Genomic DNA, 16,628 nt, shown 5'->3' on the forward strand with positions numbered 1-16,628 from the left:
TACAACGATGAAGAAGACATTTTTAACATACATTACACTTTTGGGAGGACTTCTTTTCTCTTGTCAGGATCTGAACCTGGAACCAAAAGGTATCTTGGGTGAGCCTGAGCTTTTCGGAAACGAATATGGAGTGAAGAAGTACTTCGCAGGTATCTATAATTATCTACCCATTGAAGATTTTCTGTATTATGGAACAAATTCTGATAATGCCTACCGCCCCAATAATTACTGGGAAGCTGGGAAATTTAGTCAGGGTAATATGAGTGGCGAATTTTTCAATACTTGGGTAGGTGTAGACAATGATGGATTTGCCTATTGGCCCTATGACCGCATTCGTGACGTCAACACGTTTATCGAAAACTTTCCAACGTATAGGGACAACTATACCGATGCCGATTTCAATAAGTTAATGGGGGAAGCGCATTTTTTACGTGCATTCTTCTATTTTGGTTTGGCCAAACGTTATGGCGGTATTCCGATTATAAAAGAAGTGCAAAATCCACTTGCTGGCGCTGAGACGTTGAACGTATCACGTAGCACGGAATATGACACTTGGAAATTTATTTATGAAGATTTGAAGTATGCGGTCGACAACATGACCGAAAGCAGCGAGTCAGGTCGTGCAAACAAATATGTGGCCGCGGCCTTGCTCTCCCGTACGATGCTTTATGCGGGCTCAATCGCAAAATATTCACAATACCTTGGATTCGAAAGTGAAGCTGCGACGCAAGCCGGTCTGGCCGGTATGGATCCCGCTCAGGCCAATGAATTCTTTCAGTATTGCGTAGATGCTGGAAAAGTGGTAGAAGCTGGCCCTTATTCGTTGTATACCCGGGGTTATCCGGACAAAGCCACCAACTTTGCCAATCTATTTCTGGATCCGGCGTCCTCTGAATCAATTTTCATAAAAGACTATGATATGACAAGTCCAGGAAACAATCGTTTGCGTCATAGCTACGATGCGCTTATGTCTCCACAACCCGATATGTCATCATTTGTAGGTGCAGAAAGCTATCCGCCGCTTGACTTTATGGAATTGTATGAAATGCCGGCATACACCAATCCTGACGGCACTCCGATTCGTTTTGACAGCCGTGGCGATATCCGTAATGGAATGGAGCCGCGCATGAGGGGTACAATGTATTTTGATGGCGATGAATTACGCGGAAAAACGTTCAGCATCCAAAAGGGTATCTACCGAAGCTATAACGGACTGGCAGCAGATGCACAAGGGGGGAGCAACGGCGCGCCAATCAACAGTGGTGGCAACCGTATTTTAGGTGGACGAGGCTGGACTACCGAGATTAATGGCGCAACATATAACATTACCGGAGCGCATGGGCATTTCGATGACCAGGGGGGTGAAAACAACGGTTGGGGAGCCGCGTTTGTTCGCAAATACATCAACCCTGACATGGCTACAAGCGACGTTCGCGAGTACCGCAGCGACCAGCATTGGGTGGTTTTCCGTTTAGGCGAAATTTATCTAAATACAGCGGAGGCGCTTTACGAATTGGGTAACAGGGATGAAGCGTTCGATTACATTGAAAAAATTCGTGACCGTGCAGGTGCCCAGCTCGTCCGCCCGGCAATTGATGTGATAACAACAAATAGAGGTACCATCAATAATGCCAATTATCCTTATGCGGTTGAAAAGTCATTGCAGTTCATTCGCGATGAGCGCGCACGTGAACTTTATGGCGAAAATCACTGGTGGTGGGATCTCCGCCGTTGGCGAACTGCTGATCAGGTGCTCAACCAATTCCGTCACCGCGTGTTGAGCTGTTATTATGTCGCCGATGAAGGAAAATATATTTACCTGGATGAAGATAATCGCTATAACAGGAGCTGGACAGCCTCCAAGCAATGTTATTACGAACCGATTCCATGGGGCGAAATTGGCAAGAACGGTAATTTGCTGCCACAGAACCCACTTTATTAACTAACCTATTGATGCTAATATCATGAAGAAGATAAGATATATACTTTTAGGGGTGACCTTGATGTCGGTTACTTCTTGTTTGAAGACAGACAACTGGGATGCACCGGATGTACGGGTTCATGGGCGCGTAATCGATTCGTATACCGGAGAGAATTTACTTTCATCGCAGGGTGACTGGGGGATTCGTATATGGGAAAGGACATGGACAGCGTCAACTCCTAACCCCCAATCGTTGTCTGTAAAACAGGATGGTTCGTATAACAACAGTAAATTATTTGCCGGAACCTATGATATGCTTCCTTATGGAGGCCCTTTCTGGCCTGTTGATACTGTAAAAGGCGTGGTTTTGAACGGAAATACGGAACAGCATTTCACCGTTACGCCTTATTTGCGATTGACTGACTTCGAAGTTTCGCTGAATGGTTTGAACTTGGTAATGAAGTGTCGCCTTAATGCGCCTATTCGCGTCGACCTGCCAAACCTCGTTGAAATCAAGCCTTTCTTAAGCCTCACGACGTTCAGTGGCGCAACCAATTTTATCGATATCCCTGAATATAATAATCAAAGAAGACAGATTAACAAATCCTGGGAGGAAGAAGTGGGTGATGCTGAGACGAGCGATGTATATACGATTGGCCCGCTTCCTGTCAAAGCAGGTTATACGTACTACGTTAGATTGGGGGCTAATGTAAACGATGCTAACCGGAAATATAATTACACGGAGATTATTAAAGTGGAAGTCCCTGCTGATGCACAGAATAATCCAGATGAAGTTCCTGATAATTACCTCTCCAACGCACAATGGCCATTTAGCCGTGCTGACTGGGATGGTAATCGGTGGGGTAATTTGGCAGGTGGCTGGATTACCAACGAAGCGATGCGTACGCGCGGTGGCATGGGGGGATATGACGGTGGCTGGGAAGGCGCCGACAACGACAAGCAAAGTTTGGGTTTTGAACGGTGGGGGGAAGGAGAAGCGCCTATCGAAAATGGTAAACTTTATCAAACCCTCGATCTTCCCGCTGGCCAGTTTAGGTTTACGTTGAGTTTTGCCGGCGACAATCCCATTATCAGTAATCAAGGTAGCGATCCGCGATATCTTGCCGTAGCTGTCGGAGAAACCCTTCCTGATGTGGAAGACATATCGTCAGCACTGGCATCGGCTAATTTTACAGGTGTCGATAACGCCGGAAATGTTAGTGTCGAATTTTCATTGGCGGCGCCGACAACCGTATCTGCCGGTTTCGTGGTTAACTTCACCGGAACAGAACAAAACGTAAGGCCTTCTTGGATTAAACTTGAAAAGATAGATTAACGGTATTTTTGGTTGTCCAGCACCGCCGTGGTGGACAACCTTTTTTAATGAAAATCATGAAAGACGAAGAACCAATGTAGCATGAAAACAACCGATCCCCGCGGCAAGATATACGGGGCGCGGCTCCATTACGGAGCTAATTTAATGCGGATGGCACTATTCAGAAATAAAACAAACCAGCACGAAAGCGAGATAAAGAGCATGATCAGTATACACAGCTATGTGGCCGTCGTGATCACCGAATCCATACCGTGGTTTTGCAACGGTTCAGCCCTTACGGGGTAGAAGGTGCTATGCCGGAGGCCATCATGGCAATGGTCCGTACGAGTGCTGAGAATGATGACCAATCGTACCCAATCCATAAGCAATTCAAATTATCATATACTCGAATATTCTTCAATTATCATGAACGTTCAACACATCAGATTTTTCAGCCTTATCCTACTAAGCTGTTTACTTTTTTCAGTGACTGCATGCAACCCAGAAGACGCGGGCCACGGCAGACAGCCCGTAGACTATGTAAACCCCTATATGGGCAATATCAGTCACCTGTTGGTACCTACCTATCCTACTATTCATTTACCGAATAGTTTTTTGCGCGTTTATCCTGAGCGTGGCGATTATACCGGAGATCGACTACGGGGGCTTCCTCTTATCGTGACGAGCCATCGGGGCAATTCGGCTTTCAATCTAAGTCCCTTTCACGCGGAAGGGGGTGAATTGGAGCCCATCGTTTCTTATAGCTATGATAACGAAGAAATCAAGCCTTATGCTTATTCCGTTTATTTGGATGAACAGCAAATAGCGGTCTCCTTTGCGCCGTCCCATCAGTCTGCATTGTACCAGTTGGATTTCGAACAAGATAAACCGCTATTTTTATCCATTAACTCAAGAAATGGAACGCTAAAATGGGACGGACGGGCACTGTCTGGTTATCAAGATATTGGCAATCATACGAATGTATATATTTACCTGGAGCCGGAGGTTACGCCCAGCCATGCTGCTGTCCTACGTGATGGAAAACTGGAAGACGGGACGGTAGCCGAAGGAACGAATGCCTGTTTGGTGCTCGGCTTTGGGACAAGCACGAAGCAATTACGCATGAAGTATGGCATTTCGTTCATTGATACGGAACAAGCCCGGGAAAATGTGTTGCGGGAAATCAAAGGCTATGACTTAGCTGCATTGCAGGAGGCCGGCAGAAAAGCATGGAATGACGCGCTCGGCAAAATTGAGGTGTCTGGCAGAAATGAAGAGGATAAAGTGGTCTTTTACACGTCACTGTATCGAACGTTCGAACGACCGGTGAAGATATCGGAAGACGGTCGGTATTTCAGTGCGTTCGACGGACAGGTGCATGATGACAACGGGATACCGTTCTACACCGATGACTGGATTTGGGACGCCTATCGGGCACACCACCCGTTGAATGTGTTGATCGATCCAAAAAAGGAAGAGCATATACTACACTCCTTCGTGACAATGGCTGAACAGATGGAACATTTTTGGCTGCCTACATTTCCCGAAATCAACGGCGATAGCCGCAGGATGAATTCCAACCATGGTGTAGCTACATTACTCGACGCTTATGTAAAAGGGTTGGGGGGATTCGATTTGGAAAAGGCTTATGAAGCGGCAAAGGGTGCCATCACCGAAAAAACACTGGCACCGTGGTCTGGTGCGCCTGCGGGAGAGCTTGATGCCTTTTTTAAAACGCATGGATACATCCCGGCGTTAAGGGAAGGAGAACAGGAAACTATTCCCGAAGTCAATGGATTCGAACGGAGGCAACCGGTCGCCGTGACGTTGGGTACATCCTATGACACCTGGTGTCTGGCACAACTTGCAAAGGCACTTGGGAAAAATGAAGATCATGAGTTTTTTCTTAAGCAATCGTTTAACTATCGGAACTTGTTTCATCCTGAGACCCATTTTTTCCACCCAAAAGATGTCAATGGGAAATTTATCGAGCCATTTGACTACGTGTTTTCGGGAGGATTAGGTGCGCGTGAATACTATGGAGAAAACAATGCGTGGATTTATCGATGGGATGTACAACATAATATTCCTGATCTCATTCAGCTAATGGGTGGCAATGAGGTGTTTGTAAATAATCTGGACGATATGTTTAACCGCCCATTGGGTAGGTCAAAATTCGATTTTTATGCCCAGTTGCCTGATCATACAGGTAACGTAGGTCAGTTCTCCATGGCCAATGAGCCATCGCTCCATATTCCATACCTGTATAATTATGGCGGCCAGCCATGGAAAACGCAGAAGCGTATCCGTGCGCTGCTTAAGCAATGGTTTCGCAACGACCTCATGGGGGTGCCCGGAGACGAAGATGGCGGTGGGATGTCGGCTTTTGTCGTGTTCTCGAAATTAGGGTTCTATCCGGTTACGCCGGGAACCCCAATGTACTCCATTGGAAGCCCGGTATTTGAGCGGGCCCGGGTTAATCTTCCCAATGGAAAAATATTTGAAGTGATTGCCCGGAACACCTCCCACGCGAACAAATACATCCAAAGCGCCAAACTGAATGGAAAGGTGTTAGACGTACCTTGGTTATCGCATGAAGACCTGGTCAATGGAGGGGTGTTGGAATTGGAGATGGGCGAGAAAGCTAATAAATCGTGGGGCGTCAGGGCACCGAAGGGATAACAAAAATAAGGATGATGAGCAGGTCATGCCGGAAAGCCGCATCATCACCGGAGCCGAAACAAACCGATCCCTGGCGAATACACAAGGGCCGGATTGCCCAACAGCAGAAGTCAGGAAAACACGATTAAAATATCTGGAAAAACATCAATTAATTAACTATCAGATCCATGAAACACACACGTTCCGTATTCGTAATGCTTGCACTGACGGTGGCGATGTTGCCAACCGCGTACGCACAGCTAAGAAGTATCCAAGCGTTTGGCGTATTGCCCACCAATGATGCTTCTGTAAATGCAAAAAACCTACAGAAAGCGATTGATTGGGCAACCAGCAGCGGTGCCGCGCTGTATATTGAGCCGGTGGAGGTTCCTTATCCCATCGACGGCGGTATTATATTGAAAAGAAATGTCTCGCTGATAGGCGCCAATGGACCTACACCCCGAGGTACCCGACACCCTGATGCCAAGCGCCCGGTAGGCAGCGTCTTCAATATTACCGACGATAGCAAACCTTTTATCGTGGTCGAATCCGGCACTCGTATTGAGGGGATCCAATTTTGGTATTCGAAGCAGGAGCTGGAAGACCCGACTAAGGTCATTCCTTACCCGCCGACGATTCAGTTGAATAAGGCAGCATTTACGCAGGGGGTGAAATTGTCCGACTTGACATTCTACGGCGAATACATTGCCATGGACTTCGATGCCGACCCCAAATTTAAGTGTGAATTGATCCTCATCGAGCATTGCTATGGCTATCCGTTGAGTGGCGAATTTATTCGTATCGACTACTGCTACGATATCCCGCGTTTTCTTCATTGCCATGTCAATCCGGCCATCATGCGTGAAATTGGATATCGTTTTTCAAAAGCAATCATTGATTCGGTTGTGAATCGCAAAACATTTGCCTATAGCGTAAACCACACCGATAATGCGCAATTAATGGATGTCTTTACATTCGCCACGTGGGGTGGTATCCATCTCGGTAGCGAAAGTTATGGTCAATTGACCAACTTCAATTTAGATTGTGTTGCCGTGGGTATTTATAAAGAAGGTTCGAACGCCAAAAACCGGAATTGGCAGATCGCGCAAGGCTCCATTATCGCCAATGCCGGAAATACGTTGGAAGAGACCCGTCCGATTATCATTGATGGACAAGGCCATACGGCTATTTCAAACGTGGAGGCCTTTTCGGGGGACAATGGAGCGCTTACCAATCTTGAGAGATCTTATGACTTCCTTTGGGTAAAAGGGGATAAACGGCTTACTGTTTCACTTTTCGGATGCCGGATGCGGAATTATACAGCAGCAGATCCGCTGACCATAGACAATCCGAATGCTGTCATACAGGCGGTTGCGTGCGTAGATCATGGTGAAGCGTTATATAATCGAATTATCCAGCCTAAACAATAGCTATCATGAAGAAGGGATATATTGTCTACATGACGGTACTTGTCGTTGTGTTGAAAAGCTTGCCAGCCATGGCAGGCGACATTGCAAAGCCGATCTACTCATCCTACACCGGACTCGTAATGGCTGGCTACCAAGGATGGTTTGCAGCCGAAGGCGATAGCTCCAATCGGGGCTGGTATCATTATCGGGGTAGCGGGGGCGTTTTCGAACCGGGGAATACCAATGTGGATTTTTGGCCGGATATCCGCGAATATACCAAGACTTATAAGTCGCCCTTTAAGTTTGCCGATGGCTCCGATGCTTACCTATATAGTCCTTACGATGAAGAAAGCGTGGATCTGCACTTCAAATGGATGAAGGAATACGGCATCGATGGGGTGCACATGCAACGCTTCGTGAGTGAAATCAAAAATCCATCCGGGAAAAGGCATTTCAACAAAGTGCTTGAAAATGCACTCAAGGCTGCAAAAAAATATGGCAGGGCTATCAGCGTCATGTATGATCTGAGCGGATGCCGCAGTGAAGATATCGCACTGGTTGAGACGGATTGGAGAGAGCTTGAGCAAACCTTCAAATTGACCGATCCAGCGGTCAACCCGACCTACTTATGGCATAGGGGCAAGCCCATGTTGACCATCTGGGGTGTCGGGTTCAATGATCGGCGGCGTTACACCATTGCAGATGTCGACCGGTTGGTTGATCGGCTAAGTACTGCGGAGCATAACGTCGCTATCATGCTTGGGGTACCCTACTATTGGAGCACGCTGGGCAATGATACCGAACCCTCGGCTGCTTTGCATGAGCTCATCAAAAAAGCAGACATCGTCATGCCATGGGCGGTAGGACGGTATGATAGCAGGGCATTTCAGCCTGCGGTAGTTGCAAGCGATATCGCCTGGTGTGCTGCCAATGGCGTTGACTACGTGCCATTGGTCTTTGCTGGATTCAGTTGGGGCAATATGCACCACAACCCCAGCATATACCACCAGATTCCACGCTTGAAAGGCGACTTTTTCTGGCAACAGGTTGCGGCAATCAAACGGGCTGGGGCGAAGTCATTGTACATTGCCATGTTTGATGAGATCGACGAAGGAACAGCCATTTTCAAATGCGCCAATGAAAAGGATACCCCGCTCAATGGGAACGGAGGACTCCGGTTTGTCGGTATCGAAGACGATTTGCCCACTGACCATTACTTGTGGCTTGCCGGTCAGGCTGCGGCGTGGTTTCATGGAAAAACAGGATTCAGCAGCGAGCGGCCAAGTCGGCGATAGCCCAGGCGACTAAGAGCGGTGCTACCTGTATTTTGCCCTCGGCGATGGGCTTCAAAGCAAGCGATTGCCCAACATTCCTGTGTTGCGGCCTATCGCGCCTTTTCAAAAATTGACAATAAGTTTAAATCAAAAACAGTTTTTTTGGCTATCTTCATCGGCTGTTTTGCAAATACTGGAATCGGCAAAACAATTCGTATAATCTATCCATAATGAAATGAAGGTAGGCATAGCGGCGGATCACGCCGGTTTTGAACAGAAAAAACTACTGATGTCCGAACTGATGGGTGCAGGATATCAGGTACAGGACTACGGCGCGTTAGCGTATGACCCGGCAGATGACTATCCGGACATCATTATCCCGTTGGCGCGTGCGGTAGCAAATAAGGAAGTGGAACGGGGCATAGCCGTATGCGGCAGTGGGGTGGGTGTCTCAATCGCGGCTAACAAAATACCGGGCGTGCGTGCGGCCTTGATTACCGATACGTATTCTGCCCATCAGGGTGTGGAGCACGATGATATGAACTTGCTATGCGTAGGTGGGCGGGTTATTGGCCCCATGTTGATCTGGGAGCTGGCCAACGCATTCCTGCAGGCAGAATATGACGGCGGTGAGCGCTTTGAACGGCGACTGCAGAAGGTGCTTGCGCTGGAGAAACACGCATTGATGGGAACGAAACAATAAAACAATCAGCCTGCGGATAGCAGGTTCATTGATGCCGTTACAAACAGACAAAATCAATAATTATTTCGAATGAAATCAGGTAGAAAATTAGCCCCAACCATCATTGTTATTTTTGGTGGTACAGGCGACCTTACCAAAAGGAAGTTAATCCCCGCATTCTACAACCTGTATATAGACGGCTGGATGCCCGAGCGGTTTGCCATTATCGGTCTGGGTCGCACGAAGCTCACGGATGAGGCTTACAAAGACCATCTGCATGAAGGTTTGGTGGAATTTTCGCGGAAAGGGAAACCCGACGGTGCGCAATGGCAACAGTTCAATGCTGCGATTTCGTATTTTGAGTCAAATATCAACGACCCAGCTGCCTACCAGGGGTTAGCTGCTAAACTCGACGCGTTTGATGCAGCATGGGGGATACGCGCCAATCGGTTGTTTTACCTATCCATTGCCCCGCAGTTTATCGAAGCCGCGACCGTGAATATCAGTAAATTCGAACTGGCGAATATACCAGCTTCGGATCGCATCATTATTGAAAAGCCGTTTGGCTACAACAAGGAAACCGCCGTAGCGCTTAATAACCTGCTGAGCCAAACCTTCCAAGAAGAACAGATTTATCGTATCGATCACTACCTTGGCAAGGAGACTGTTCAGAATATTCTGGCTTTCCGTTTTGCAAATGCGCTTTTTGAGCCACTGTGGAACCGCAATTACATCGACTATATTCAAATTACAGTCGCTGAGCAGGTAGGTGTGGAAGATCGGGGCAACTATTATGAGCATTCGGGGGCGTTGCGGGATATGATTCAAAATCACCTCTTGCAGGTACTGTGCATGATTGCCATGGAAGCGCCCATATCCTTCCAAGCGGAGGAAATACGCAACCGCAAGGTCGATGTGATGCGCGCCATCCGGCGGTTGCGGCCCGAGGAGGTCCATAAATATGCCGTAAGGGGGCAGTATGGTGCCGGCTGGATTAACGGCAAGAAGGTGCCCGGTTATCGGGAGGAAGTGGGCGTCGAACAAGACTCCAATACCGAGACGTATGCAGCCGTCCAGCTATATATAGACAACTGGCGGTGGCAGGGTGTGCCCATTTATCTGCGTACGGGAAAACGGATGCAGGAAAAAACGTCTTCCATTACCATTCAGTTCAGGCCAGTGCCTCACTCTACTTTTTCACCGAGCCAGGCAGGCAACCTGATGCCTAATCGATTGACCATCAATATTCAGCCTGCGATGGATATCAGGCTGCGCTTCACGGCAAAAAAACAAGGGTTGGAAATGAGCCTTAATCCTGCGGAGATGGTCTTTAACTATGACACATGCTCCACACAAACGCCGGAGGCGTATGAAACGTTGTTGCTGGATGCAATGCGGGGCGATGCAACCCTGTTTATGCGGTCGGATCAGGTAGAAGAGGCATGGGATGTGATTACGCCGATATTGGAGGCGTGGGAGAGCAGGGATTCGCTGGATTTCCCTAATTATGCAGCTGGAACTTGGGGCCCCGAAAGCGCGGAAGCGCTGATTGCAAGACAGGGACACGTCTGGGCATTAAACTTACATACATAAGACCATGGTCAAAAGATTCAATGACTTGCAGCAGCTCAACGGGGAGGCGGCCGAGCTGTTCATCCAAACGGCGAACGAAGCCATCGCCGCCGGAGGGCATTTTACGGTAGCATTAACGGGAGGCTCTTCGCCAGCCGCTTTATATCAATTGCTGGCCACAGTGCCTTATCGCGACCAAGTGCAATGGGAGCATGTATATATCTTTTGGGGCGACGAACGTTGGGTGCCGTTGAGTGACGACAGAAGCAATGCACGGATGGCATTTGAGACCTTGCTGACGCACGTCCCCATTCCGGAGGAACATATTTTTCCCATGTGGGCCGATGGCGTATCGCCCGAGGAATTTGCCCGCGAATACGAACAAACGTTGAGGCTTCATCTACATCCGGAAGGCCGGTTTGATTTGATACTCCTTGGTATGGGGCCTGATGGTCATACCGCTTCGTGGTTTCCTCATACGGATGTGCTGCACGAGCAACACAAATGGGTCGTCGGGTATTACCTCGATGCCCAAGATATGTACCGCATTACACTCACGGTGCCACTGGTCAATCGTGCAGCCCGGGTAGCCGTCATTGCGTACGGTGCCAACAAAGCCGATGCCTTATATGAAGTGTTGAAGGGAGTGCGTAATAGCGAACAATATCCCGCTCAACTTTTGGATATCGCCGATGAGCGGATTACTTGGTTTGTTGATGAAGCCGCTGCCGCGCGTATTTAGTCTGATTTGTTATCTGGCTAAAAATGAATACTTTTGGCAAAACAATTAGAAAGGCAGTATGGCAAAGTCAAAAATTACAGAAAGCGAAGTCCTCGCTTATCTTCAGCAGCGCAAGTATTTCTTGCAAGAAGAGCTGAGTCAGATCGAGGCTGCACTAACTTTTTTCGGTGAAGACGTCAAGTCAAACGGGAAAAAAGATAAGAAAAAAGGCAAGAAAAAGAAACTGGAAAAGGCTATCCGGAAGCGGGTGGCCAAAGCTGCTGATGAAGTGGACGAGGTGAAAACAGCGGCTACTAAGCGGGGAGCTAAGCTCCCGAAATCGGCGGCGACACCCGAGACTGTTGCTACGGTTGCCGCAACGCTGGAGGACGAGTCGGAAGGGCGCCGCGCACGTCGCGGTAGGGCTACGGCAGCCAAGCCCGCGTCAGATTCACGCAAGATAACTGCTTCGCTTGATTCCGTGTCGACGGCCGTAGCGCCTGTTGCCAAGAGAAAAGCCGCTGGCAAGTCCAACAAATCGGTATCGGAGCCGCCGATCGTGGTGGTACCCTCATTGCCAAAAGATGCTGCAAAGGATACGCGCCCATCGCGCAGGACTAAAAAGGCTTCCGCCGCAGAACCGGCTTTTGACACCACAGCTACCATCGACGAAAAAATACGATTTGCATTGGCACAAAAAAATGGTCGTACCAAGGCGGAGTTGATAGACTATCTCAACGGGCTGGAACCAAGCTATGGCCTCACGAAACTAAAAAGAGTAGTGGCATTCCGGCTGAACCACTTGGTGAAGACCGGTCAGATAAGCGCGCAGGAGAGCGATGGAGGTCCCAGTTACGCGATTTGACACTTCCGCGTTCCTCCGCCTTGCGGCCGATTATCCGGTTTTCAACAAGCCGGATAATCGAATCAGTCATCTTCGGTGAGCGTTGCCAGAAAGCTAACCACATCCCGTATTTCCCGAGTGGACAGTACCCCTTTCATATCAATCATGCTGGATGGTGCAAAGGTTTTTTTCGCAACATGACTTAAAGGGATCTCTTGGTCAGGCCCTTGCCACTCTTTAATTTTGATAGCGGTATCATTTTCCGAGACAAAAACGCCTGTGATGGTTTTGCCGTCCTTCAATTCGAGAGTGACCATGCCGTAGCCCGGCGCCAGCCGTGCGCTTGGGTCGATAAGCGACTCCAGCAATTGTTCGCGGGAAAGGCGGTTTCCGATACCATTCAGGCGTGGGCCTGCGTTCCCTCCCCGGTCGTCATAGGCGTGGCATTTCATGCATTGCGCCTGTGCATGCTGAAAAAATACCTGCCTGCCCCTGTTCGGATTGCCGCCTTGCAATGCACTGGAATACGAAGCCATCAGTTCATCGCTCGAGGATTTACTGCGAATAGCTTTGTAGCGTGCAATTAACGACTCGGCGCGCGTACTGTCTATTGCTTCACCCAATTCCAGATAAACTTCGGGGCTCAGGCGCCCGCGTTCCATATTGTCCAATAGGTTGCTGAATAACGGCGCAGCGTTTTCAATGGGCATTTTGCCAAGAGTTATGATAGCGGCCTGCTTTTCTTCCACGGTTTTGGTGGCAATGACATCTGCCAGCAAATCAACCATTAGTGGCCGCGGAATAGTCATGTTTTCCAGCAGGTCAAGCCCTGCTACACGTACAGATTTCTCCCCGTCAGCAAGCGCCAGCTTGATGGCTTGCTCCTGCTGAGGATCGTTCAGCGCGACGAGTGCTTTCAGACATTCCGCGCGCATCGCCGCATCGCTATCTTGCCGTAGTCCTGCCAGTAGTGTGGACGACGCTTGTCTGATGCCTAATCTATTGACGGCTCTGGCAGCACTTAGTCGTACGGCAAGGTTCTGGTCGGTAAGTAATCCGATGAGAGCACCGGTAGTTTCGCTCCGCAATTCGGCGGCATCACGCTCGACAACCCCGCGATAACGGCCATCTACCCGGTCTAAAACGGATGGCTTTGCCCATGTGCTCAATGCATCTACTGCTTCTGTGCGCATTGCTGCTGGATGGCCGTTGCTTTGCGCGTAGCGGATGAGGTTTTTTAAATTAGCCGGTTTGCCTACCCTTAGGTTCGCGTTGATAACCCGGCGAATTAGCGCTTCGTTGGTAAACCGCGTTTTATTCAGCAGGTCAGCCAGCACAGGCAATGCGCCTTCGATAGACAGGTCGTCATTGATAGCACGCGCGGCTTCGGTGACGACAAACTCATCCTGGTCTTGGAGAAAGTGTGCGATGTCTGCATGGCCCATGCGCCGTAAAGCCACCACCGCCGCGATGCGGAGCGCGCGGGAAGGACTTTTGGCCAGGGCAGCTATCGGTTCGGCTTTTCCGATACGTGCCAGGGCGAGTGTGCCGGCATGCCTTAGGTAGGCGTCTTGGTCATCATTGGCCTCCAGCATGGAAATAATCGGTATGATGGCAGGTTCATATTCGATTCGCCCCAAAGCCTCAGCTGCGAAAAAGCGTATCCTGCTGTTTGTATCTGTTAATAATGGGACGAGGTCCGCCCCAGCGTCTGCATAGCGGATGTCACCCAGCCACTTCGCTGCTTGAGCCCGTATCTCGGGGTCAGCATCTTTCAGCAGTGGCAGCAATACCGTCGCATGTTGCCGGTCTTGCCGTGCTAACTGGCTGATGCCCCATATGGCATGTATGCGGGCCAATTGTAGATCGGTCTGCGCCAATGCTTCTTTGAAGATTTGCATTCCCTTTTCACCGCGTTTAGCCAATGCAAACTGTGCTTTTTGCCGGATGCGCATATCTTCATGCCGCAACAGGCGACCCAATTCGCTATCTTCCTTGGCCCCGAAATCGGTAGCCAGTAGCGTTTTTACTTCTTGACGGATTGTCCGGTTGGCACCATCCTCATCATCCATCTTCCAGATGCGGCCATAATCATGTGTTCCCCATCCGTCAATCCAGTCGGCCACGTACAAGGCGCCGTCTGGCCCGAAGTCCAGGCCGGTGGCCAATATACCCCCTAAGACTTTTTTATGTTCGCCCAGTTCGAATGTAGCGCCTTTGGGATTTAGTTTGAAGCTATGGATGCCCGAACTGGAGGGGTTGCCTACAAACTCTGCCACAAAAAAGGTGTTTTTGTGCGCCGGGCCCAATGCGGTGCCGGGATTGTAGACCAGGCCAGCGGGTCCGCTGACAAAATTGCTGATACACGGCGTGATATAGGCGGCCTGTCCCTCGAACCGGGGTAAGTAAAGCTGCTCATCCATCCATACTTTATAGCTGTTGTTATCCGGGTCGCGATACTTGCCGTACTGCCAGTTACTGCGCCAGCCCGCATCCGATCCGTTCACGATGTAGACCAACCGCTCTTTTTCGCCGGGATGATCGCCATCGTTGTCCTCGCTGATAATGTTGCCATATTCATCAAATACAAATTGGTGGGTGTTGCGTAGGCCATACGCGAAAATTTCAAAGTCGCTGCCATCGGGGTTGGAGCGAGCGATCACCCCACAATTCGGATATTCCCACTTTTGTCCATCGGGTCCAGTGCCGTTAAAGCCAATGTCGCCGATTTGCCAATACAGGCGGCCATCAGGTCCCATTTTGACACCGGACATGCCATGGCCGCTGAAACCGATATGTACGCCGTAGCCATGGGAGATGGATGTTTTCTTGTCTGGAATGCCGTCTGCGTCTGTATCGGTCATCCGCCATAGGTCAGGGGCTACCGCGACATACAGATCGTCGCCATCGGCAAACACCCCACCGGCCACATCGGTCACCTCATCGTGGAAATCATCGACGACCAATTGCGACCGGTCTGCAATCCCGTCGCCCGAAATGTCCTCCACACGGTATACTTTTTCTTTCTCCACGGTGAGATCGCGCCAGTCGTGCGAGCCATCGCCATTCAGGTCGGCCAGCCAAGTATTGCGCGCACTGTTTTCAGGAGACAACTCGCTGCGGAGGAATTTCCGCCTATCTTCAACCGTTTGCAGGCTGATGGAAGGTATTTCCCATTCACGGTGGCCGCGGATATCAAATTCAGAGTTTTTCTGCCTGTCCGTGGTGGTATAATACAATCTTCCGTGGTCATCAATATCAATAGCAATGGGCGAAATTACCAACGAGTCAATACCCCATAATTTTAACGTGAGGCCACTATCAAGTTCGGCATGGATGCGATCCTCAATAGTTGCCGCGATTTGGGCGGTTTGGGCAGGATCCATCTCTTTGATAGGCAAATCAACTTGTTTGTTTCGGCAGCCCGATACGAAGGCAACAGCAGTTAATGTGATAATGATTTTATTCATAATAATTGTGGGTCTAACATTTCTCCGGTTAGTGGCGTTAAATATAATAAGGATTATCGAATTTAGGCGGTTGAGAGTTGGTTTTTTTCGATGTTTTGCCATTCTCCTGAAATGGGATATCTTTGCTTGCTATAACGGTCAGATGAAAGAAGACATTCTCATTCAAATCGGAAACCAAATCCGGGAGCGCAGAAGGAACAAGGGGATTACTGTGCAGGAGCTTGCGGAGCGGGCATCGGTAAGCAAAGGACTGATTTCTCAAATCGAAAATAGCCGTGCGGTCCCATCTTTGATGGTACTGATTGAAATTATCAGGGCGCTGGACATTGACTTGAATGTATTTTTCAAAGAAATCGATACCGAACAATCGACGAAGACCGTCTTGGTAAAACGAAGGGATGAATATGATTTCTTTGAGAAAGAACAAGCATCGGGCTTTCGGTACCACCGCATATTTACCCAAAACATCGATAAATCTACCGTAGATATTGTCTTGCTGGAATTGGAACCCAATGCCAGTCGTCCTATGGTGGAGACCGAAGCTTTTGAATACAAATATGTCCTGTCGGGTAAGATTGAATACCAGTTTGAGCAGGAAACGATTCTATTGGATGCCGGTGATTCCATGTTGTTTGACGGACGTATCCCCCATACGCCAAAGAATATTGGACGAGATAAGGCGATTATGTTGGTCGTCTATTTCTTTGAAGACTAACGGCCACTTGCACTCCATCAATTTAATGATTATTTAATTTTCCG

General features: G+C 49.1%; 12 protein-coding genes. 10 read left to right on the forward strand and 2 right to left on the reverse strand.

Going from position 1 to position 16,628, the window contains the following annotated elements:
* Window positions 1-7: 7 nt before the first annotated feature.
* Window positions 8-1,942, forward strand: a complete 1,935-nt coding sequence (locus tag B5X72_RS01585) for a RagB/SusD family nutrient uptake outer membrane protein (protein WP_079715046.1) — start codon at window positions 8-10, stop codon at window positions 1,940-1,942.
* A 22-nt stretch (window positions 1,943-1,964) separates the two neighbouring features.
* Window positions 1,965-3,257 (forward strand): DUF5013 domain-containing protein, encoded by a 1,293-nt coding sequence (locus tag B5X72_RS20705; RefSeq protein ID WP_176146053.1) that lies wholly within the window; start codon window positions 1,965-1,967, stop codon window positions 3,255-3,257.
* Window positions 3,258-3,475: 218 nt separating this feature from the next.
* Here the strand turns inward: B5X72_RS20705 and B5X72_RS20710 are convergent, their stop codons facing one another.
* On the reverse strand, window positions 3,476-3,619 hold the full coding sequence (locus tag B5X72_RS20710) for a hypothetical protein (RefSeq protein ID WP_176146054.1): 144 nt from the start codon (window positions 3,617-3,619) through the stop codon (window positions 3,476-3,478).
* Window positions 3,620-3,662: 43 nt separating this feature from the next.
* Between B5X72_RS20710 and B5X72_RS01600 the strand changes: the two genes are divergently transcribed.
* The 7 genes from B5X72_RS01600 to B5X72_RS01630 all read left to right on the forward strand — a co-directional run bounded on the left by B5X72_RS01600 (window position 3,663) and on the right by B5X72_RS01630 (window position 12,420).
* Window positions 3,663-5,918, forward strand: coding sequence for a GH92 family glycosyl hydrolase (locus B5X72_RS01600; RefSeq protein WP_079715383.1), 2,256 nt, complete (start codon window positions 3,663-3,665; stop codon window positions 5,916-5,918).
* Window positions 5,919-6,085: 167 nt separating this feature from the next.
* On the forward strand, window positions 6,086-7,327 hold the full coding sequence (locus B5X72_RS01605; RefSeq protein WP_079715048.1) for a hypothetical protein: 1,242 nt from the start codon (window positions 6,086-6,088) through the stop codon (window positions 7,325-7,327).
* Between the two features lie 5 nt (window positions 7,328-7,332).
* The gene (locus B5X72_RS01610; RefSeq protein ID WP_079715049.1) at window positions 7,333-8,601 is read left to right on the forward strand and encodes a glycoside hydrolase family 99 protein; all 1,269 of its coding nucleotides are present in this window, start codon (window positions 7,333-7,335) and stop codon (window positions 8,599-8,601) included.
* A 214-nt stretch (window positions 8,602-8,815) separates the two neighbouring features.
* On the forward strand, window positions 8,816-9,283 hold the full coding sequence (locus B5X72_RS01615; RefSeq protein WP_079715050.1) for an RpiB/LacA/LacB family sugar-phosphate isomerase: 468 nt from the start codon (window positions 8,816-8,818) through the stop codon (window positions 9,281-9,283).
* 69 nt (window positions 9,284-9,352) lie between these two features.
* Window positions 9,353-10,855 carry a glucose-6-phosphate dehydrogenase gene (zwf, locus tag B5X72_RS01620; protein WP_079715051.1) on the forward strand — a complete coding sequence of 501 codons (1,503 nt, stop codon included), beginning with the start codon at window positions 9,353-9,355 and terminating at the stop codon, window positions 10,853-10,855.
* A 4-nt stretch (window positions 10,856-10,859) separates the two neighbouring features.
* A complete protein-coding gene (pgl, locus tag B5X72_RS01625; RefSeq protein WP_079715052.1) occupies window positions 10,860-11,576 on the forward strand; it encodes a 6-phosphogluconolactonase in 717 nt (238 codons plus the stop codon).
* Window positions 11,577-11,634: 58 nt separating this feature from the next.
* A complete protein-coding gene (locus B5X72_RS01630) occupies window positions 11,635-12,420 on the forward strand; it encodes a hypothetical protein (RefSeq protein ID WP_079715053.1) in 786 nt (261 codons plus the stop codon).
* A gap of 62 nt (window positions 12,421-12,482) precedes the next feature.
* Here B5X72_RS01630 and B5X72_RS01635 read toward each other — a convergent pair whose 3' ends face one another.
* A complete protein-coding gene (locus B5X72_RS01635) occupies window positions 12,483-15,869 on the reverse strand; it encodes a HEAT repeat domain-containing protein (protein ID WP_079715054.1) in 3,387 nt (1,128 codons plus the stop codon).
* Between the two features lie 142 nt (window positions 15,870-16,011).
* On the opposite strand from B5X72_RS01635, the gene B5X72_RS01640 reads away from it, so the two are divergent.
* The gene (locus B5X72_RS01640; protein ID WP_079715055.1) at window positions 16,012-16,584 is read left to right on the forward strand and encodes a helix-turn-helix domain-containing protein; all 573 of its coding nucleotides are present in this window, start codon (window positions 16,012-16,014) and stop codon (window positions 16,582-16,584) included.
* Window positions 16,585-16,628: the final 44 nt, after the last annotated feature.

This window comes from Parapedobacter luteus (assembly GCF_900168055.1).
Classification (GTDB): Bacteria; Bacteroidota; Bacteroidia; order Sphingobacteriales; family Sphingobacteriaceae; genus Parapedobacter; species Parapedobacter luteus.